General features: G+C 44.8%; 11 protein-coding genes and 1 tRNA gene. 7 read left to right on the forward strand and 5 right to left on the reverse strand.

Annotated features, from left to right (window positions below; all coding sequences use genetic code 11):
- Positions 1 to 245 precede the first annotated feature (245 nt).
- Positions 246 to 4,193, reverse strand: coding sequence for a hybrid sensor histidine kinase/response regulator transcription factor (locus M1P97_RS15370; protein WP_249389537.1), 3,948 nt, complete (start codon positions 4,191 to 4,193; stop codon positions 246 to 248).
- A 269-nt stretch (positions 4,194 to 4,462) separates the two neighbouring features.
- Here M1P97_RS15370 and M1P97_RS15375 point away from each other — a divergent pair, with 269 nt between their 5' ends.
- The 3 genes from M1P97_RS15375 to M1P97_RS15385 are packed head-to-tail and all read left to right on the forward strand — an operon-like array spanning position 4,463 to position 11,112.
- Positions 4,463 to 7,660, forward strand: coding sequence for a SusC/RagA family TonB-linked outer membrane protein (locus tag M1P97_RS15375; RefSeq protein ID WP_249389538.1), 3,198 nt, complete (start codon positions 4,463 to 4,465; stop codon positions 7,658 to 7,660).
- A gap of 12 nt (positions 7,661 to 7,672) precedes the next feature.
- Positions 7,673 to 9,505, forward strand: coding sequence for a RagB/SusD family nutrient uptake outer membrane protein (locus M1P97_RS15380; RefSeq protein WP_195371799.1), 1,833 nt, complete (start codon positions 7,673 to 7,675; stop codon positions 9,503 to 9,505).
- 23 nt (positions 9,506 to 9,528) lie between these two features.
- Positions 9,529 to 11,112: a sulfatase family protein gene (locus M1P97_RS15385; RefSeq protein WP_195371800.1), complete on the forward strand. Its 1,584-nt coding sequence runs from the start codon at positions 9,529 to 9,531 to the stop codon at positions 11,110 to 11,112.
- Positions 11,113 to 11,246: 134 nt separating this feature from the next.
- Here M1P97_RS15385 and M1P97_RS15390 read toward each other — a convergent pair.
- Positions 11,247 to 11,320, reverse strand: a tRNA-Ala gene (locus tag M1P97_RS15390).
- An 81-nt stretch (positions 11,321 to 11,401) separates the two neighbouring features.
- Between M1P97_RS15390 and M1P97_RS15395 the strand changes: the two genes are divergently transcribed.
- Positions 11,402 to 11,719, forward strand: coding sequence for a DUF4286 family protein (locus tag M1P97_RS15395; RefSeq protein WP_195371801.1), 318 nt, complete (start codon positions 11,402 to 11,404; stop codon positions 11,717 to 11,719).
- The gene (gene ruvC / locus M1P97_RS15400; RefSeq protein ID WP_195371802.1) at positions 11,712 to 12,272 is read left to right on the forward strand and encodes a crossover junction endodeoxyribonuclease RuvC; all 561 of its coding nucleotides are present in this window, start codon (positions 11,712 to 11,714) and stop codon (positions 12,270 to 12,272) included. Before M1P97_RS15395 ends, ruvC begins: the two co-directional genes overlap by 8 nt.
- 56 nt (positions 12,273 to 12,328) lie before the next feature.
- Here the strand turns inward: ruvC and M1P97_RS15405 are convergent, their stop codons facing one another.
- Positions 12,329 to 12,811, reverse strand: coding sequence for a ferritin (locus M1P97_RS15405; RefSeq protein ID WP_195371803.1), 483 nt, complete (start codon positions 12,809 to 12,811; stop codon positions 12,329 to 12,331).
- A 63-nt stretch (positions 12,812 to 12,874) separates the two neighbouring features.
- Positions 12,875 to 14,209, reverse strand: a complete 1,335-nt coding sequence (gdhA, locus tag M1P97_RS15410; RefSeq protein WP_195371804.1) for an NADP-specific glutamate dehydrogenase — start codon at positions 14,207 to 14,209, stop codon at positions 12,875 to 12,877.
- 265 nt (positions 14,210 to 14,474) lie between these two features.
- Between gdhA and M1P97_RS15415 the strand changes: the two genes are divergently transcribed.
- Both M1P97_RS15415 and M1P97_RS15420 read left to right on the forward strand, forming a co-directional pair.
- A complete protein-coding gene (locus M1P97_RS15415; RefSeq protein WP_249389539.1) occupies positions 14,475 to 17,441 on the forward strand; it encodes a PEP/pyruvate-binding domain-containing protein in 2,967 nt (988 codons plus the stop codon).
- 140 nt (positions 17,442 to 17,581) lie between these two features.
- A complete protein-coding gene (locus M1P97_RS15420) occupies positions 17,582 to 19,906 on the forward strand; it encodes an ATP-binding protein (RefSeq protein ID WP_249389540.1) in 2,325 nt (774 codons plus the stop codon).
- Between the two features lie 59 nt (positions 19,907 to 19,965).
- Here M1P97_RS15420 and M1P97_RS15425 read toward each other — a convergent pair whose 3' ends face one another.
- Positions 19,966 to 20,961 carry a metallophosphoesterase family protein gene (locus M1P97_RS15425; protein ID WP_195371807.1) on the reverse strand — a complete coding sequence of 332 codons (996 nt, stop codon included), beginning with the start codon at positions 20,959 to 20,961 and terminating at the stop codon, positions 19,966 to 19,968.
- Positions 20,962 to 20,965: the final 4 nt, after the last annotated feature.

Raw genomic sequence — 20,965 nt, forward strand, 5'->3', positions numbered from 1 at the left:
GCTTTAGCCACATTTCTCTGTAAATAAAGAGACTGTTTAAAATGGGACTAAAGTCCAGAGAAATAGATCATTTACTGATCCGTCAGTTAAAACTGACGGCAAATAAACCTGTAACTGGGTTTGTCTTATTTATGACTGATAGCTGATGGACAGACAGGGGCATTTTCCTATATTATTGACTCAGTTATTTCTATATTCGATCGCGAAGCCCAACTGTCACTTGTCAACTGTCAACTGAAAAAGGTTTATCCTTTTTTCTCCTGCTGCCTGAACTGCGAAGGGGTAATACCTTTGATCTGTTTGAACAAGGTACTGAAATGACGGGGATATTCAAAGCCGACGGTTTCGGATATCTCTGTTATATTCATGGTGGAGCCTGTCAGCAGCTGAGAAGCCTTCTCGATACGGATCATATTGATGTAATCGTTTACCCCCATATTGGTTAGTGCCTTCAACTTGGCGTAAAGCGGCGTACGGCTCATTCCCAGCTGGGTAGTCAGGAACTTGACGTCGAGTTCGCGGGACGATAGATTATCATAGATCAGCTTGTTTAACTTCAGCATGAATTCTTCATCCAGGTTGTTTGTCGGGGCAGTGGGGATCGCTTCTGTCAGATGCAGATGGCTTTCCTTGTATTTCTGTTTGACAGCTTCCCGGTTCTTCAACTGGTTGCTGATGACCGTCATTAATAGTTCCATATCGAAAGGTTTAGCCAGATAAGCATCTGCTCCGAGCTTGTAACCCATTGTAGTACTATCGAGATCGCCCCTGGCTGTAAGAAGGATCACCGGAATATGACTTGTCGCGATATCTTCCTTGGTCTTCTTGCATAATTCATATCCGTTCATCTTTGGCATCATGATGTCGCTGACGATGATGTCGGGGTGCTTCTGCCGGATGATCTGCACGGCTTCCTCCCCGTTAGCCGCCAGATATACATTCTTAAAGGACTCCTGTAATGCTTCTTTCAGGAAAGAACTCAATTCTTTCTTGTCTTCGACGATAATCACAGAATAGTTATTGGTGGAGAAAGCTTCCGGTTCGGACGGCATCTCGACAGGCTGCCAAGTGTCGTATCGGCTTTCTTCATTTTCCGGGTTATCGCTCTCGGTATCGAGTGGCAGTTCGAAGAAGAAAGTGGCCCCACCATCGGTATTGTTCATTGCCCCGATCGTTCCTCCATGCCGTTCGATCAGGACTTTGGCGAACGATAGTCCGATACCACTTCCCGATTGCTCATGGTTCCCCTGATAGTAACGGGTAAAGAGTTTATCTATATCCAGGTTACCCAGACCGATCCCCTGGTCGGCAACGCTGACATATACTTTGCTATCCATCAGCTGACTGGATACAGTAATGGTCGTATCCGGCGAACTGAATTTCAGTGCATTCATTAATAAGTTCGAAAGGACCGTCGTACATTTCTGTCCATCGAAACTAACCTGGCCGATCCTGTCGTCCAACCGGTAATCTATGCGGATATGCCGGGCTTCGAGCTCACTTTCAAAATCCTTCGCGATCGAACTGATCCATTCATTGAGCGGATGAGGTGTTTTATGCAGGGAACTCTTCGTTTCTTTCAGGCTGTTCATATCCAGTACCATATTGATAATGTTACGCATATCGAGTACCTGTTTATAGATACCACCCAGTTGTCCTTTCAGTTTCTCCGGATCGTTCCAACTGTTTTTGTCGAGTATCCTTTTCAACGGGGCATAGATCAGCGTCAGTGGAGTACGCAACTCATGGCTGATATTGATCAGGAAATGTACTTTCTCTTCATTAATCTTATTGGTATGTTCCTTTATCTTCCATTGCATTTTCCTGTCTCTGCGTCGGCGGGATACATAATCTATCCATAGCAATATCAGAATAAACAGAATAATAAAGATCGCGAAGACATAAGGGCGCTGATACCAGGGCGGTGTCACCGTGATATGAAGCACATCGGCCGGTTCGCTCCATTCGCCGCTCTTTGAATTACAAGATACCAGGATCGAGTAACTACCGGGAGCCAGCATGCGAAGGGAGAGGATGTGACTGTATGTTTCGGTATACTGCTTGTCGAGTCCGGTGATCGTGTAGCGGTACAACTTGTTTCTGAATACATCTTTCTCCATTGCGATCACTTTTATTTCCACCGAGCTATGGGTATGGGGAATGGTGATATTATTATTCCTCGGTTGTAGCTTGTCGATGCAAGAGTTTCCGTCGAGTAATACGTCCATCAGCCTGATTTCGGGCAGGTCTTCTTCCTTGGTAGATATATTTTTATTGATACGCAATAAGCCGGAAGCTCCTCCCAGATAAATATAATCCGAGATGGAAGATACCTGGTACTTATAAATGAACTCGTTAGTGGTATATCCATCCGACTCTCCCCATGAGGCAAAGCGTTTCTTTTTCAGGTCGTAAGAGAATAACATATTGCGTGCACCGATCCAAAGCCGCTCCTGTTCGTCAAGAAGAAGGGTGGATACGCTGTTGAATAGTTTGGTCTCTATTTTGGTAAACTCTTTTGTGTTCGAATTGAAGTAACCGAAACCATACTCTGTTCCGATCCAGAAGATGCCGTTTTTATCGCGGGCAACGGCTTTGATCGTTTCGTGTTCCCCGATACTGAGCAGGACATGTATTGTGTCGTTGCCATGATGTACTTCATAAAGCTTATTGCTCTGAATGATATAAGCGGACCGGTCGTCGGTGCATACCATCTTCATCGGACCGACGGCTAATTCTTTTCCATCGACTTTCAGGAATGAGAATTTCCCGGTCTTAAGATTATGGCTGAGAGCATTTTTGCCCAGGAAGTAAGACCACTCATCCGTGATCCTGTAAGCCATAGACGCATTACCACCGTGAAACTGGTCGATTGTCGTCGCTTCATCGATCACATAGAAAGGGCGGCTGTAACGTCCTGTCTCCTTATTGAACAGGTAAAGACCTTTCGTATATAGGGATACAAGTAGTTCCGAGTCTGAATAATCGGTAATAGATACGACCTTGTCCCCGTATGTGGAAGGGTAATGCTTGAATGTATCGGTATAGGGATTGTATTGGTTGATCCCTCCTCCGTCCGTCCCCAACCATAAGCGTCCTCGTTTATCTTCATGGATGCTGATGACTGATATGTCGCTTAATCCGTTTGTATTGTTGAGAGGTACATCCTTATATGTTTTCATAAAGACCTCCTTTATACCGATCATGCCGCCTCTAACCGTTCCGCCCCAGATATTATCCTGTTTATCCTTGTAAAGACATTTGACGGAATTAACAGGAAGGGAACTCATGTCTCCCGGTGTATGCATAATGGCAGTGATATCCGAAGGGTTATCCAGGTCCATGATATTGATACCTCCGCCATCGGTGGTTATCCAGAGTTTATTATCTATCTCCATAAAGTCGAGAACCAGGTTGTTATTCAGTTTTGAATTTCCTGTATGGATATGATAGAGTTTCTCACCGTTAGGGGCATAGCAAACGAATCCTTTATTATAGGAAGACAGATAAAGTCTTTTTTTACTATCCAGATAGGCGGCGTTCAGATTAGTCTGCACCGGATAATCTGTGGGGGAGATCTGACCGGAAACCGGATTATATCTGAGAATGCCGTTCCAGTGGGAGATAAGCAAAAGCTCTCCATTCTCCCAGGGTTTTATGTAATACGGCCTGAAGTTGGATGAGTCCTTTTGGATGATCGATCTTTTACTGAATGCCTGCTTTTTATAATCATATATGTACAGGCCATCGTTTGCTGAGAAGAGGATGGCGCCGGGGCAGGTATAAAAAGAGTTTGTCAGGATCGCTTTATCTTCGAACAGGATCGGATGGAATGAGTTGCTGCTCTTGTCGAACAGGGTCAAGCCGTTATTGGTCGATATCCAGATATTGTTCAGGGAGTCTTCTGCCAGGAAGTAGATCGTATTTCCCGGTAAAGAAAAGGGATTATCTTTTTCATGGAAATAGCTTTTCATATCGTAACGGTCGAAACAGTTCAGTCCCGAAGCAGTCCCGATCCAGATCAGTCCTTTGTTGTCGGCAAGGATACAATTAACTGTTGTTTGCGAGAGCCCTTTGTCAAGACTCAGTTGCTGGAAATAATAACTGGGATTGTTCCCCTTTATAAATCCGTTGCAGGAAAACAGCAGGATTAAAAAATATAAAATTCGTGTAACAGAGCTTCTTACCATCATATCTCATTCTAATTACCGCAAATTTAATAAAACCAATCTGAAGTTGAAAATAGCTGACTTAATTAGAACTTCGGGATGAATTTTGACATGAAAAGTACGCAGGTTGACATCCGTTTGTGGCGGAAAATGCAACTTTGCGTTGTGAATAGTTAACTAATTATAAACGCTTATGGTATAGTTAAGAGTTGATTTTTTACATGAGGTAGTGAACCACTGGGTAGTTACCCGTCTTGAGAACTTTATTTTATTATCATTTAAAATTCGATTTTATGAAAAAATCTCTTGTAACATTGTTACTGATGTTATTCTGTTGTGCTGTTTTTGCACAGCAAAATGTGAATGGCGTTGTCATAGAAGAGGCTACGTCGGAACCCTTGGCCGGAGCAGCCGTTCAGGTGAAAAACTCACAGAGCGGAACGATTGCCGATGCGGATGGAAAGTTTTCCATTAGCGTATCGCCCGGACAAACTTTATTGATTTCTTATATTGGCATGATCCCTCAGGAGATACTCGTGAAGGAAGGCATGACTAATCTAACTATTAAAATGCTTAGTGACGCAGTGGATATAAACGAAGTAGTAGTGGTAGGCTATGGTGTACAGAAGAAAGTGAATCTGACCGGTTCGGTTTCTTCGGTGAAAGGCGAGGCGCTGGAGCTTCGTCCGGTAGCTGATGCCGTGCAGAGTCTGCAGGGGATGGTGCCGGGGTTGCTGGTTAGCAACTCCAGTGGCGGTCGTCCCGGAGGTACCGGTACTTTGACATTGCGTGGACAAGGAAACCTTGACAATAACGCTACACCTTATATCCTGGTGGACGGTGTGGAAATGAGCCTTTCGGATGTAAATCCCAGCGATATTGAAAACATATCGGTATTGAAGGATGCAGCGGCCTGTGCTATCTACGGTGCGCGTGCTGCTTATGGTGTGATCCTGGTGACTACCAAGAAAGGGGAAGAAGGTAAAATGCGTATCAATTACCAGGGAACGGTAGGTTGGAGTTCGCCGACTGTATTGCCGGATATGGTTAATTCGTACGACTTTGCTCAATACTGGAATGCGGGTGTTACGAATGCCGGCTCACCGCGTTTGTACAGTGACGAGAAACTAGGTCTGCTACAACAGTATATTAATGATCCGAGCAGCGTAAATCCGTGGTTCGAACTACCTGCCAATGCCAATATGAACCCGGCTTTCGAAAACTCGGAGTCTGGAGTAGGTAATGTGAACTATTTTGATTTGCATTATAAGAACTGGGCTTTTAAGCAGAACCATAACATCAGCCTGAGCGGTGGCGGTAAAGCGGCACAATATTATATCTCAGGAGGATATTATTCAGAAGACGGTATCCTTCGTTATGCCGACATGGATTATAAACGTTATAATTTTGCGGCAAATATCACTTCACAGCTGACCAGCTGGATGAAGTTGAAAGTGAATTCTAAATTCATGCACTCTGATCAGAATACCCCATTCGGTGACGGTGGTATCAGCGAAGGTTTCTATCATTCGCTGGCACGTTTCCGCCCGACGGTTTCGCCGATCGACCCGAACGGAAACTTTACGGAGTTAACAATGATCCCGTACCTGCAGAGCGGTACTTATACGAATACACAGCGTGATAATATGAACCTTACCGCCGGTTTGGAAATCCAGCCGATGAAGAACTGGTTCATCTTTTTCGACTATACGTATAAAATGGGTAACAAGGAATATGAAGCCTTGAACGTCAGCCCGCTTATTTATGGAGCCGACGGTGTAAGTACTTCCAAAGGGGTACGCTCGGAGTTGGGCATGTCGCCTGATGGTAAATTTACCCGTAGCTATGACCGCTCACGTTATCAGTCGATCAATTTGTATACAAATTACCTTTTCAGTATTGCTGAAAAGCATAACTTTACAGTAATGGCAGGTTTTCAGGAAGAAGATTATAACTACAGCCTGATGAAGAACTCCATTACAGGATTATATTCAACCAGCAATCCGAACGTGGGAATGGGTACAGGAGACAAGACCGTTGTCGATACCCGTAACGGCTGGGCTACCCGCGGCTTCTTCGGACGTATCAATTATGATTACGATGGTCGTTATCTGGTTGAAGTGAACGGGCGTTACGACGGTTCTTCCCGTTTCGCTTCCGGCAACCGCTGGGGGTTCTTCCCTTCCGTATCACTGGGATGGAATATCACCCGTGAAGAGTTTATGAGCTCTGTGACAGACGTACTCTCAAACCTTAAGCTCCGTGGTTCTTATGGATTGTTGGGTAACCAGGCAGGTGCTGCCCTGTATACTTTTGCTGCAACGATGGAGTTGAACAACGGTTTAGGTAACTATATCTTCTCCGACGGACGTCATATCTTTACAAAAGCGCCGGGTGTAGTAAATCCGAATACGACTTGGGAAAAAGTGGAAAGTAAGAATATCGGTATCGATTTCGGTTTCCTAGGAAACTCTTTGACCGGTACGTTCGACATCTTCCAGCGCGATACGAAAGATATGTTAGGCCCTGGTGTCGATTTCCCTGATTTTTTCGGAGCCGATGCACCTAAAACAAATAATGCACGTATGCGTAACCGGGGATGGGAGTTGGCTTTGAATTATCGCGGACAAATCAACGGTGATATTCAATATACGATCGGTGGTTCAATCTCCGATGCCACTTCAGAAGTAACTGAGTATGCCAACCCGACCGGAACGAACCCGAATGACAATTGGTATACAGGTAAGAAAGTGGGTGAAATCTGGGGCTATCGTGCCGACGGTCTGATACAGACACAGGAAGAAGCGGATGCTTATAATGAAAAATATGATATGTCGTTTATCAGCGGACGTCCCTGGACACCGGGCGATGTGAAGTACCGCGACCTGAATGGCGACAATAAAGTTAATAACGGAACCAATACATTGGATGATATGGGCGATATGACGGTGATCGGTAATACGACCCCGCGTTATCAATATACAGTGAACGGTTCCATCAGTTGGAAGGGCATAAGCCTGAGCATGATGTTCCAAGGAGTAGGCAAACGTGACTGGAATCCGGGAACAGGTGCTTATTTCTGGGGAAGCGGTCCGTATGCACAGGTGACTGTGTTCAAGGAACATCTGGATTACTGGAGTGAATCGAATCCGGGTGCTTACTATCCGAAACCCTATATCCATACGGCAGGTGGCGTTGTCCCGTTCCGTGATAAAACGATGACGACCAGCGACCGGTATATTCAGAGCGGTGCGTATTGCCGTCTGAAAAACCTGACAGTAAGCTATGACCTTCCTACAATCTGGACAAACAAAGTCGGTTTGCAGAAGGCACAGGTATTCTTCTCCGGTGAGAACTTATTGACTTTTACAAAGTTAAAAGGTATGTATGACCCGGAAGCGATCTATACAAAGAATGATTATACCAGTGAAGGTGGTAAGAACTATCCGATGAACCGGGTGATATCTGTGGGTTTAGTAGTTAACTTATAATTTAGAGATCTTATGAAAAAAAGAAATATATTTTTAGGCTTGATCCTGGCTTTCTGCCTTACATCTTGCTTTGATTTAGATAAAATGCCGGAAGGTGTGCTTTCTACTGCACAGCCTTTCAACAGTACCGGCGAAATGAGAAACTACCTGGACCAGTTCTATCAGACAGGTGCAGCTTATGGTAGCGGCCTGCGTGCACAGGATTTCGGTGCCGGTGGAGGTGGTAATATTGCCGGGTATGATACACACAGTGATAATATGTCGTCCAGCTCGGTGAGTTCTCGTCTGGCTGGAGAGACCACATTGAGTGGAGCTTCCAAACTGTCGAACTATACAGGTATCCGCAATCTGAATTTTTTACTTAATAACTTAGGTAACTGCGCAGAAGAGGGAAGTTCGGATTATAACCAGTATGTAGGTGAAGCCTACTATTTCCGTGCCTGGTATTATTATCAGATGTTTGTGAATTATGGTCCCCTGACATGGGTCAGTACGCCGCTCGATCCGGACGAAGGTGCCATGCAACTTCCCCGCGACAGTCGTACGGTCGTAGCCGACAGTATCCTGGCGGATCTGGATAAGGCGATCTTTTATTTGAACGAACAGAATAATAGTGGCTCTATGCGTGTGCACAGAGACGTTGCCCGTGCCCTGAAGAGCGAAGTCGCCCTGTTTGAAGGAACCTGGGAGAAATATCACAAGGCAAAAGGTGATAAGTTTTATGATCCTTCGGTGACAGACGAAAAGATAAAAAGTTATTTCACACAGGCTATTGCTGCTGCCAAAGAGGTGATGGACCGTGGTGTATGGAAGATTTATACAACCGGAAATACAACGAACGATTACCGTCAGATGTTCCAGACAACAGATTTATCCGGAAACTCAGAAGTCCTCTGGTTTAAGATGTATGACGGCGACCAGATCGGAAACAACGTGAACCGTTACCTGAACCAGGGTGGCGGAGGTGTCGGCGTGACAGCTTCATTGGTAGACGATTACCTGACTATCGACGGAAAGCCTTTTGTAGGCAATGCACTGATAGAAGCCAAGAAGGTATTCGGAAACGAACTATTGCCAACAGTTCGCGACCCGCGTCTGGTACAAACCATTTGTGCACCGGGACAGCAACTCCGTCCGGACGATGCACCTCCTTATTACGTGGTTCCGCCGCTGATAGGTTCCTCTGCTTATAACCAGAACATGACCGGTTATTCTTTATTGAAGCATGTACAGATCGATTATACCGGTAGTCTGGATGCAGAATTCAAGGGAGCAACGCCTGCTATTCAGTTCCGTTATGCCGATATCCTGTTAAATTACGCAGAAGCAATGGCTGAATTGGATGGAGCTGCTAATTCTCAAAATATTATCGTAGCTTTGCAACCGTTGCGTGATCGTGTCGGTATGCCTGCCGTTGACTTTGATCGGGAGTATAATCAGGAATCCGATTATCCTTTCCGTCATCTGGATAAGTATATTCAGGTCGTACGCCGTGAACGCCGTATTGAAAAAGCTTGTGAAGGCCGTCGTCTGGAAGATATCCTGCGTTGGGCTGCTGCCGATGAACTGATTGTCGGTAAGTGGGCGAAAGGTGCTCTTTTTGTAGGAAGCAACTTGCAGGATCATCCGGAGTTTGGCGGTAAGCTGGTGTATGACCAGCCTTCCGGAAATAATCTTTATCTGACAGGAAAGCCGGGAGATGCCTTGCGCTATATAGTGCCCAGCAATCCGGCCGGTTACGAACAAGGATGGAAGTTTAATGTCGGTCGCGACTATCTGTCGCCTATTCAACCTCGTATGCTGTCGCTGACAGGAGGTAAATGGGAGCAGAACCCAGGGTGGTAAACTCATTTATATAAGCAAGATATATGAAAAACGTTAGATCTACAGTATTATTTTCTTTAACAGGAGCAGCGATGTTGGCATCGCTGCCCTCCTGCAAGGAGAAAAAAGTGGCAGAGGAGGCAAAGAAGCCGATGAATATCCTCTACATCATGTGTGATGACCATTCGTACCAGACAATCAGTGCGTACGATAACCGGTTCATTGAGACACCTAATATTGACCGTATCGCCAAAGAAGGAGTCCGTTTTACAAACAGTTTTGTCGCCAACTCGTTAAGCGGCCCGAGCCGTGCTTGTTTGCTGACCGGTAAGCATAGCCATAAAAATGGCTTTACCGACAACACACATACTTTTGACGGTGCACAGCAGACGTTCCCTAAACTGTTGAGGCAGGCTGGCTACCAGACTGCTATCGTAGGTAAATGGCACCTTACTTCCGATCCGACCGGATTTGACTACTGGAATATCCTGACCGGACAGGGAGACTATTACAATCCGTATTTTATCGACAACGGTGAGAAGAAACAAATTGAAGGATACGCCACCAATATAACGACCGATCTGGCAATCGACTGGCTGGATCAAAAGAGGGATAAGGAGAAACCGTTCTGCCTGCTCCTGCATCACAAGGCTCCGCACCGTACCTGGATGCCCGATACTTGCGATCTGGAGTTGTACAAGGACGTTGTTTTCCCTATTCCGGAAACATTCTATGACAAGTATGAAGGCAGAATCGCTGCTTCTCAACAGGAAATGAGCATCATCAAGGATATGGACCTCGTCTATGACTTGAAGCTGGCCGATAAAGAGAACGAGATCCATTCCAATCCGGGACTGGAAAAGGCCGGCCGTGCAATGTACAACAAGCTCAATGCTGAACAAAAGGCTGCCTGGGATAAACATTACGATCCTATCATCAAGGAGTTCAAGGAAAAGAAACTTTCCGGTAAAGCGTTGGCAGAGTGGAAATACCAGCAATATATGCTCGATTATATCCGTGTGATCCATTCTGTAGACCGCAATGTGGGTCGTGTACTGGATTATCTGGAAAAGAACGACATGCTGGATAATACGATCATTGTTTATACTTCAGATCAGGGCTTCTATATGGGTGAACATGGCTGGTTCGACAAACGTTTCATGTATGAAGAATCTTTCCGTACACCGATGCTGGTTCGCTATCCGGGTGGTATAAAGGGTGATATCCCTGAAATGGTTCAGAATATCGACCATGCTGCGACATTCCTGGAACTGGCCGGTGCACCGATACCGGAAGATATCCAGGGAGATTCTTATTTGCCGCTGTTGAAAGGAGAACATCCGAAGGACTGGCGTACTTCTTTGTATTACCATTATTACGAATTCCCTGCCGAACATATGGTAAAACGTCATTATGGAGTACGTACGGATCGTTATAAATTAATGCATTTCTACGACGATATCGATGTATGGGAATTGTATGATCTGCAAAACGACCCGATGGAGATGAATAACCTCTATAATAAACCGGGTACGGAAGAAGTGACCAAGCAGTTAATGGACGAACTTCACAAGCTGCAGAAACAGTACGACGACCCGATCGAATCGGAACTGGCAAAGAAGAGCTGATTTTATAACTGTAAAATAGATGTGAGAGGATGTCCTTAGTCGGGCATCCTCTTTTTACTTTCTTATCTATTACTAGGATTAAATACAAAAAAAGGTTCACTTTATCAGTGAACCTTTGCGTGTGTGCTTTTCCGTGGAGCATATCGGACTCGAACCGATCACCTTCAGACTGCCAGTCTGACGCTCTAGCCAGATGAGCTAATGCCCCGGGTTTGGTTTTCGAGTGCAAATATAGAGGTTTTCCTGATATATTCGCTATCTTTGTGTAAGAAATTTGGAGAAAAAGAATATGATTATTTATAATACAACATTCAATATAGAGAATGATATCCTTACCGAGTGCATAGAATATCTGAAAAAGAGTTATATACCCCGTGCAGCAGCCAGCGGATTTTTAAGAACACCTTACTTACGCCGTATCTTACAGGATGAGTCGGAAGATGCGAGCAGTTACTCCGTGCAGTTCCATGTAAAGAATCCGGAGACTCTGGAATACTGGATGCAATCGGAAGGCCGTGCCCTGCAGCAAGAGTTGATTACACGTTTCGGAACCAAGATCGTAGGTTTCAGTACCTTACTGGAAGAAATAGACTGGGAGAATGACTAAGGACCGTATCATATTGGGTATAGACCCCGGAACGATCGTGATGGGATACGGTGTCCTGAAGATCGAAGGGAATAAACCGAAACTTGAGGCTATGGGCGTACTGCAACTGAACAAGTACGAAGATCATTACCTGCGCTTAAAGAAGATATTTGAACGTGTACTGGCGCTTATCGACCAGTATCATCCTGACGAATTGGCAATCGAGGCGCCGTTCTTTGGAAAGAATGTGCAGAGTATGCTGAAGCTGGGAAGAGCCCAGGGCGTTGCCATGGCGGCAGCTTTGGAACGGGAAATCCCGATCTTCGAATACGCACCTTTGAAGATCAAAATGTCTATTACCGGTAACGGGAATGCTGCGAAGGAACAGGTGGCAGGAATGCTACAACGTTTCCTGCATATTCCCGAAGAGTCGATGTTGCCCCAATTGGATGCGACCGACGGATTGGCAGCCGCTGTATGTCATTATTTTCAGACGAATAATCCGATTTCGGAGAAGAAGTATTCCGGCTGGAAAGACTTTATGGCAAAGAATCCCGGTAAGGTGAGGAAATAAAAAAACTCCGGTCCCTGTTAAACCAAGGATCGGAGTTTCTTAATTATGGAAAGAAATTATCTTTTGCCAAGCTTGTGATCCAGAAGAATTGCATGATGTTCTCCATACATTTTCAGTTGGTCTACAATAGCCTTTGCCGATGATTCTTCTTCTACCTGTTCGCGAACGAAACCATATAAAAAGTCTTTGGCAGCATGATCGTTGTCGGCTTCGGCGATGTCAACCATCTTGTCGATCAACTCTGATACATGTACTTCGTGTTTGTAGACATGTTCGAATACTTCCAGCGGAGTACCCCATGCAGTCGGAACGACATTAATCTGATTTATAGTGATGTCACCCCCGCGGTCGATAGCAAAATCGATCATTTTGTGGGCATGTTCCATTTCTTCTTCTGCCTGTTTTCTCATCCAGTGTGCACAGCCGTTCAGGCCTGCTTTCTGGAAATAGATTGACATTGACAGGTACAGGTTTGAAGACCACATTTCAGCTTCTACCTGTTCATTGAAAGCTTTTGATAAGTTCTTACTTAAGATCATAATGTTTACTTTTATTGAGTTGTATTTGTATAAAAGTAATTACAAAAAGTGTGCCATACTTTATTATACAATACCTTGCGCCATCATAGCTTTGGCTACTTTCATGAAGCCGGCAATGTTGGCACCTTTCACATAGTTCACATAATTGCCCTCCTTACCGTGAGCAAGGCATTGCTCGTGGATGGCGCCCATGATCTGATGCAGTCTGGCATCCACTTCTTCAGCAGTCCAGGAGATATGCATGGCATTCTGCGTCATTTCAAGTCCCGAAGTTGCTACACCACCCGCGTTAACGGCTTTACCCGGAGCAAACAACTGTTTGTGTTCGATGAACAGATCGACAGCTTCCGCCGTACATCCCATGTTGGAGACTTCGGCAACGCATAAGGTCTTGTTCTCGATCAGCTTGCGGGCATCGTCGGCATCCAGCTCGTTCTGAGTAGCACAAGGCAGGGCAATATCCACTTTCTGTTCCCAAGGCTTCTTGCCAGGATAGAAAGTAGCGTTAGGATATTCGTCGGCATAAGGTGCCACGATATCGTTGCCGCTGTTACGCAATTCCAGCATGTACTCGATCTTATCGCCCGAGATACCGTCCGGATCATACACATATCCGTCCGGACCGGAGATCGTTACGACTTTAGCACCCAGTTCGGTAGCTTTCTTTGTCGCTCCCCAAGCCACATTTCCGAAACCGGAAACGGCGACTGTTTTTCCTTTTATATCGATTCCATGTGTTTCGAGCATCTGGTGTACAAAATAAAGTGCACCGTAGCCGGTTGCTTCCGGACGAAGGATAGAACCTCCGAACTCCATGCCTTTACCGGTGAAAGTCCCCGTGTTTTCACGAGCCAGTTTCTTATACATTCCATACATATAACCTACTTCGCGTCCACCTACGCCGATATCACCTGCCGGAACATCCCGGTCCGGACCCAGGTTACGCCATAATTCCAGTATGAAAGCCTGGCAGAAACGCATGATTTCCGCATCACTCTTTCCACGGGGTGCAAAGTCTGAACCGCCTTTACCGCCACCCATTGGCAATGTTGTCAGTGCATTTTTGAATGTTTGTTCAAATCCGAGGAACTTAAGGATAGAAAGGTTTACAGACGGATGGAAACGGATTCCTCCTTTATACGGGCCGATCGCATTATTAAATTGTACGCGGTATCCTAAATTGACTTGTACTTCACCTTTGTCGTCTACCCAGGGTACACGGAAAGTAAAGATACGTTCCGGTTCTACCAGCCGTTCGATGATCTTGGCTTTCTCGAACTCCGGATGTTGGTTATAAACCTCTTCTATTGATAAAAGAACTTCTTTCACGGCTTGCAAGTACTCTTTTTCACCCGGGTGCTTTGCTTCCAGTGCAGATAAAATAACTTCTGTCTTCATAGCGTTTCTTGCTTTTTTAGGAATAACAATGTGTAGGCAAATGTAGCGAATCCTATGGATTGACCAAGTATTTTGCTTTCTTTTTGATAGTAAATTATATGTTTTTGATGCATATCTTTGGACTGATTCTTCTTACTTGCCGTCCTTCTATCTTCAATATACCTAATATTTAGTGTACAGATAAGCGTCTTTTAATATTCAGGTCATGACTTCTTTTTTCTTTTTTTTCCTTACATTTGGGCGCATATAATTCTATGAAATCGTTATGAGCGGAATACCGGATTTTAAGAACCTTGTGTTTAAAGACACATCATTCGCCAATCTAATGAATAAGCGTATATATAATGTATTGCTTATTGCTACAAAATATGATGCCTTTATGTTGGAAGACGACGGGCGGGTCGATGAACAGATATTTAACGAATATACTTCGCTGAGCCTTCGTTATCCTCCCCGTTTTACCCAGGTGACAACGGAAGAAGAAGCACTGGCTGAACTGGAAGACCGTAATTTTGAATTGATCATCTGTATGCCTAATATGGACGATCGTGATATTTTTGCGGCGGCAAAGGAGATCAAGGTGCATTATCCTAATATTCCTATCGTGGTGTTGACGCCTTTCTCCAAAGAAGTTTCCAAACGTATTGCAAATGAAGACCTGAGTGCGATCGACTATGTGTTCAGTTGGCTGGGGAATGCCGAACTGTTGCTGGCTATTATTAAACTTATTGAAGATAAGTGGAATGCGCCCGACGATACGAAAAGTGTAGGCGTGCAGATCATTCTGTTGGTGGAAGATTCGATCCGTTTCTACTCTTCCGCTTTGCCGCATTTGTATAAGTTTGTATTGGAGCAGAGCCAGATGTTTGCTAAGGAGGCGCTTAACGGTCACCAGCAGACGCTTCGTATGCGTGGCCGTCCTAAAATCAAATTGGCACGAACCTATGAGGAGGCTGTCCGTATTTTCGACCAGTACCGGGATAATATGCTCGGTATCGTTTCGGATATGAGTTTTATGCATAATGGAGTGAAAGATCCTTATGCCGGTTATAAGTTCGGGCAGTATGTTCGTAAGACGGGATTGATTATTCCTTTTGTCCTGGAGTCGTCGGAGTCGTGCAATAAAGTATATGCGAAAGAGTTGGGTGCGTCGTTCATCGATAAGAATTCGAAGAGTTATCCGCAGGATCTCCGTAAGAAGATTATGCAGCGTTTCGGGTTTGGCGATTTCGTGATCCTGAATCCGCAGACCAAAGAAGAGATCATGCGTATCAAGGATTTGAAGGACTTGCAGAAGAAAGTCTTCCAGATCCCGGACGACTCGCTGGTTTATCATCTTTCGCGCAATCATTTCTCACGCTTCTTCTACTCGCGTGCCATGTTTCCGCCGGCTGAGGTCCTGAAGCGGGTGGACGTGAGCGATTATAAAGATATGGACGAGGCTCGTAAACTGATATTCGACCTGATTGTACAATATCGCCGGATGAAGAACTCCGGGGTGGTGGCTATTTATCAGAAAGATCGTTTCGACGAGTACAGTAACTTTGCCCGTATCGGCGACGGTTCGCTGGGAGGAAAGGGGAGAGGCCTTGCTTTTATGGGAGCGATGGTGAAACGTTATCCAAAATTGGAGACGGAAAACTTCAATACCAACATACCGAAGACGGTAGTAATATGTACCGATATCTTCGACGAATTTATGGAGACGAACGAGTTGTTACCTATCGCTTTGGGGGATGCCGACGATGAGACGATCCTTAAATATTTCCTTCGTGCCAGTCTGCCAGCCAGCCTGATCGATGACTTGATGGCTTTCTTCGATGTAGTGAAGAGTCCGATAGCCGTCCGCTCGTCCAGTTTGCTTGAAGATTCGCATTATCAACCTTTCGCCGGTATTTATTCTACTTATATGATTCCCCGGATGGAGGATAAATATGAGATGTTGCGTATTTTGAGCGATGCGATCAAGGCGGTGTATGCTTCCGTGTTCTATCGTGACAGTAAAGCATATATGACGGCAACTTCCAACCTGATCGATCAGGAGAAGATGGCGATCGTATTGCAGGAAGTGGTCGGCAACCGTTACAACGATCATTTCTACCCGACCATCTCCGGGGTGGCCCGATCACTGAATTTCTACCCGATCGGTAACGAGAAGGCGGAAGACGGTATAGCCAATATTGCCCTCGGACTGGGAAAATATATCGTTGACGGCGGTCAAACTTTGCGTTTCTCCCCGCGCCATCCGCATAATATTTTGCAGATGAGTACGATGGATTTCGCCCTTCGTGAGACGCAGACCCGTTTCTATGCGCTCGACTTGGAGAACCTGGCGCAGCAGTTCTCTATCGACGACTCTTTCAATCTGTTGCGCCTGAACCTTAAGGATGCCGATGCCGACGGCTCTTTGAAATATATCGTTTCTACTTACGACCCGTACGATCAGATCATTCGTGACGGTTATTATTCCGGAGGGCGGAAAATCCTCTCTTTCGTCAATATCCTGCAACATGATGTATTCCCGTTGGCAAAGACCTTGGATGAATTGCTTCGTATCGGGCAGGAGGAAATGGGGCGTCCGGTTGAGATCGAGTTTGCTGTAAATGTCGACCCCAACAATCATGATAAGGCGACTTTCTATCTGCTTCAGATCCGTCCGATCGTCGATAACAAGGAGATTATGGATGAAGACTTGACCTTGGTTAAGAAGGAAGAGACAATCCTTTCTTCAACCAGTGTACTGGGGCATGGTATCGTAACGGACGTACAGGATATTATCTATGTAAAGAGCGGTGCTTTCAATTCTTCAAACAACCAGTTGATCGCTTACGAGATAGAAAAGCTGAACCGCCGCTTCACGGAAGAGGAAAAGAACTATGTATTGGTCGGCCCCGGACGTTGGGGTAGCAGTGACCACTGGTTAGGTATCCCGGTGAAGTGGCCGCATATCAGTAATGCCCGTGTGATTGTGGAATGTGGTCTGGAGAACTATCGTGTCGACCCGAGCCAGGGAACGCATTTCTTCCAGAACCTGACCTCTTTCGGTGTAGGTTACTTCACAATCAATCCTTTCAAAGGCGACGGCTGGTTCGATGAAGCGTATCTGAATACTTTACCGGCTGTCGAGGATACGGAATATCTTCGACATGTCCATTTCGACAAGCCGATAGTTATAAAGATGGACGGAAAGAAGAGTCTAGGGGTAGTGCTTAAGCCGGACAATCTTTCGTGATTTATACCCTTTAATTCTTTTCTGTATTAATTTTTGTTTTACATTTGCAAATGGGTGGTAACGCATGAAAACTAAACGTTGTATAGATTATTCCCGTTTTTGGGTGTTTCTAGTATTTGAACGACAAGAATAAGAGATGGATGGAAGAGAATGAAGTAGATTCGAAAGACAATGATAATGACTCTCTAGAAGAGGAAATATCCAGATTGATAAAAGAGCAATACCTGTTTACGGAAAGTATTTATGCTTACCTGCCTGTGGGTATTGAAATTTATGATGCAAACGGTGTGTTGCGCAGTATAAATGATCATGCACTGCGCATGTACGGTGTTAAGGACCAGGCTATGGTCGTTGGCATTGTCAACCTCTTCAATAGTCCTTATGTCGACGATTTGCTTGAAGCGAGAATAAGATCAGGGAAGGAGAAGATCGACTTGGAGTTTGAATATGACTTCGACCGGATAAATAGTGATGAATACTTTTCTTCCAGCAATAAAAATACAATAATTTACGATGCTCAGATTGTAGCAATAAAAAGTAAAAAGGGGAACATTATCGGACATATATTGCTGACAAACGATGTAACAGCAGTAAAAGAAGAAGAATTTCGTACGGAAGAGACCAAGAAGAACCTGGAAATGGCTATGGATGCCGCCAATATGTCGTCCTGGGTGTATGATGTGCATAAGAAAACCTATAGTCCGTTATATGGAAATGCCATTGCAAAAGTAAATATGACGGCGGATGAGGTAATGAAGATGTTGCATCCACTGGATCATGCTCCATTGGATCAGCTTTTTTCCCGATTGATAAATAAAGAAATCGAAACCGGACAAATAACATTGCGTTTTTACAATGATCAGGAGAAGCAGTATCATTTTTATGAGAGTAGAATGCGGCTATCATCCGAGCATTTTGGTAAATTGCTGATTATCGGAACGCAACTGGATGTAACGGAAAAGATTCAGATGGCGAAGAAGACACAGGACCTGATAGCCAAGCGTGAACTTGCGATGAAGGTCAGCAACATCGTTCATTGGGATTTTGATGTGCAGACGGGGAAATTTGAATCCTATAATGATCCCGTCAATGATTACGAGAGTAGCAGGTTGCTGGGAGTAAACGAATATCTGGAGGTTATTCATCCGGACGATCGCTCTTCTTTTTATGATGCCATGCAGTCTATGTTGGCAGGCGAAAACAGTACGATCAACTTTACCTGCCGGATACAAACGAAGTATGATGAGGAATGGCAGTATTGTGACTTTATGGGGGTTCCTTTCGAAATGGATGAAAATAATAATATCATACGTTTTACTGGATTCCGGCAGAATATTCCTAAGTTGCAGAAACTGAATAGGGAACTCAGGGAAAGGAATAGCAGGATAGAGCTTTCTTTTAAGACGGTAGGTATGTCTTACTGGGATTTTGATGTGAAGAGCAACCTGTTCAGGGCTTTCAATGATCCGGTAAACGATTATCATTCGGGGAAGACAATTATGCCTGAAGAATATCTGAAAGCGGCCTGTCCGGATGATCTCGATTTTGTCCGTGGGTTTATCAGTCATATGCAACAGGGGATTGACAAAGATTTCAGCCTGAAGTATCGCTCCAAGACTAAGTGGGATGATGAGTGGCAGACCTTGCTCATTACCGGTATCCAGGTCGACAGAAGCCCGGATGGGCATGTCACCCGTTACACCGGGATAACGATCAACAATACGAAATGGGAGAAGATGATCCGGGAACTAAAGGAAATGAAAGAGAAGGCGGAACTTTCCGATCGGCTCAAATCTGCTTTTCTTGCCAATATGAGTCATGAGATACGCACGCCCTTAAATGCGATTGTTGGCTTCTCCGAACTATTAACGACTTGCGATGATCCGGAGGAGAAGGAAGAATATGTAAGTATCATTCAATCTAATAATGAGTTATTGCTCCGGTTAATTAACGATATTCTGGATCTATCCAAAATTGAATCGGGTATAATTGAACGTAGAGAAGAACAGTTTAATCTGGTAAAAGTTTACGATGAATTATATACAACCATCCTACCGAAGGTGGCTGACAACTCTGCTGTTGAATTGTGGCAGGATGATTCCGTACCTAATTGTTGGGTCGTTCTGGATAGAAGCCGGCTTAAGCAGGTATGGATGAATTTCCTAACCAATGCCGTGAAATGTACTAAAACCGGATATATAAAAATGGGATACTCGATTGAAGGCGAAGGTCTTCGGATATATGTAGAAGATACAGGAGTCGGTATTCCGGAAGAAAAGCACGATAAGGTTTTTGCCCGGTTCGAGAAACTGAATGAGTTTGCGCAAGGTACAGGGTTAGGGTTAACTATTTCCAAAGCGATTGTAGAATCGGCTGGAGGAGAGGTCGGATTTACTTCGACTCCAGGTGTTGGATCTACATTCTGGGCCTGGTTCCCTTGTTCCTCAGAATTGGTTGAACAATAAAAAAATAGAGCCCTCTTCGTTTTAAGCGGAGAGGGCTTTATTTTTATGTAAGAATAGAATCAGTCTTTTTTCTTAATAAAGTCTGAAGGGTAGTTCACCTTGTTAATGATCTCGTTGTTTTTCAGACGTATCCAAGTTTTGAAGCCCTTTTCACCTTCTGTCATTTCGATCACACGGGCACCGTTGGTCAGGTTATTATAAACAGTGTCGCCACCGGTATAACGACCGTAAGCCAATAAGATGCCTTTCCAGTAAACGGCATAATCGTCATCATGGTCGTGACCGACAAATATGCCTTCAATGTCTCCCATCTCTTTCATGGAAGCAAACAGACCGGAGTTCAGTTGCGGTGCACAAGCCTTTTCCTTACGTGTTCCTACCATTATAGCAGTTTCGTCTGAAGCAGCCTGATTGTATTCCGGTAAAGCGATATGGAAGAAAGCCAATGAAGGAACTGGTGTTCCACCGTTCTGCTTTGTGAATTTGGTACTGTTGTCGCGATACCATTGAACCTGGTCGAACTTGATGTAATCGTATCCGCCGATCCCTTCGATCTGTGAATACGAATGAGAGTCCATACAATAAAGCACGACTGCATCTTTATTTCCATTCGACGATTTGATCGGCAGGATGTAGTTGCTGGCTCCGGATACCCCTTTCACCGAGTCTGTCAGGTTGTACGGGATTGTTCGGATAATATCAAACAACTGTGTACGCGTCAGTCCCTGTTCGTTGTCATGGTTGCCGAATGTCATACCGAAAGGTATTTTGCGCTTGGCTGCCAGGTTGAGTATAGTGCGCATACCTTCTTCGGCAGGTTTTCCGTAGATAACGTCACCGGTGAAGAGTACCAGATCCGGCTTCTCCGCATCCAATACTTCGTTGATCCTCTCAATAGAGATTGCCGATTTCGGATTGTTGTGGATATAATGTACGTCCGTAAACTGTACGATCTTGAATTTTCCGTCTTTATTGAATTTCAGTGACGGTTGTTGGGCGTTACCGTTCAGTAAGCCGCCCAACAGGAATAACATGCTAAATAATATCTGTTTCATCATC

Source organism: Parabacteroides leei, assembly GCF_023369805.1.
Classification (GTDB): domain Bacteria; phylum Bacteroidota; class Bacteroidia; order Bacteroidales; family Tannerellaceae; genus Parabacteroides; species Parabacteroides leei.

Coding starts and splice junctions, on each gene's coding strand:
- M1P97_RS15370 (WP_249389537.1), bottom strand. CDS start 4,193: ATGATGGTAAGAAGCTCTGTTACACGAATTTTATATTTTTTAATCCTG.
- M1P97_RS15375 (WP_249389538.1), top strand. CDS start 4,463: ATGAAAAAATCTCTTGTAACATTGTTACTGATGTTATTCTGTTGTGCT.
- M1P97_RS15380 (WP_195371799.1), top strand. CDS start 7,673: ATGAAAAAAAGAAATATATTTTTAGGCTTGATCCTGGCTTTCTGCCTT.
- M1P97_RS15385 (WP_195371800.1), top strand. CDS start 9,529: ATGAAAAACGTTAGATCTACAGTATTATTTTCTTTAACAGGAGCAGCG.
- M1P97_RS15395 (WP_195371801.1), top strand. CDS start 11,402: ATGATTATTTATAATACAACATTCAATATAGAGAATGATATCCTTACC.
- ruvC (WP_195371802.1), top strand. CDS start 11,712: ATGACTAAGGACCGTATCATATTGGGTATAGACCCCGGAACGATCGTG.
- M1P97_RS15405 (WP_195371803.1), bottom strand. CDS start 12,811: ATGATCTTAAGTAAGAACTTATCAAAAGCTTTCAATGAACAGGTAGAA.
- gdhA (WP_195371804.1), bottom strand. CDS start 14,209: ATGAAGACAGAAGTTATTTTATCTGCACTGGAAGCAAAGCACCCGGGT.
- M1P97_RS15415 (WP_249389539.1), top strand. CDS start 14,475: ATGAGCGGAATACCGGATTTTAAGAACCTTGTGTTTAAAGACACATCA.
- M1P97_RS15420 (WP_249389540.1), top strand. CDS start 17,582: ATGGAAGAGAATGAAGTAGATTCGAAAGACAATGATAATGACTCTCTA.
- M1P97_RS15425 (WP_195371807.1), bottom strand. CDS start 20,961: ATGAAACAGATATTATTTAGCATGTTATTCCTGTTGGGCGGCTTACTG.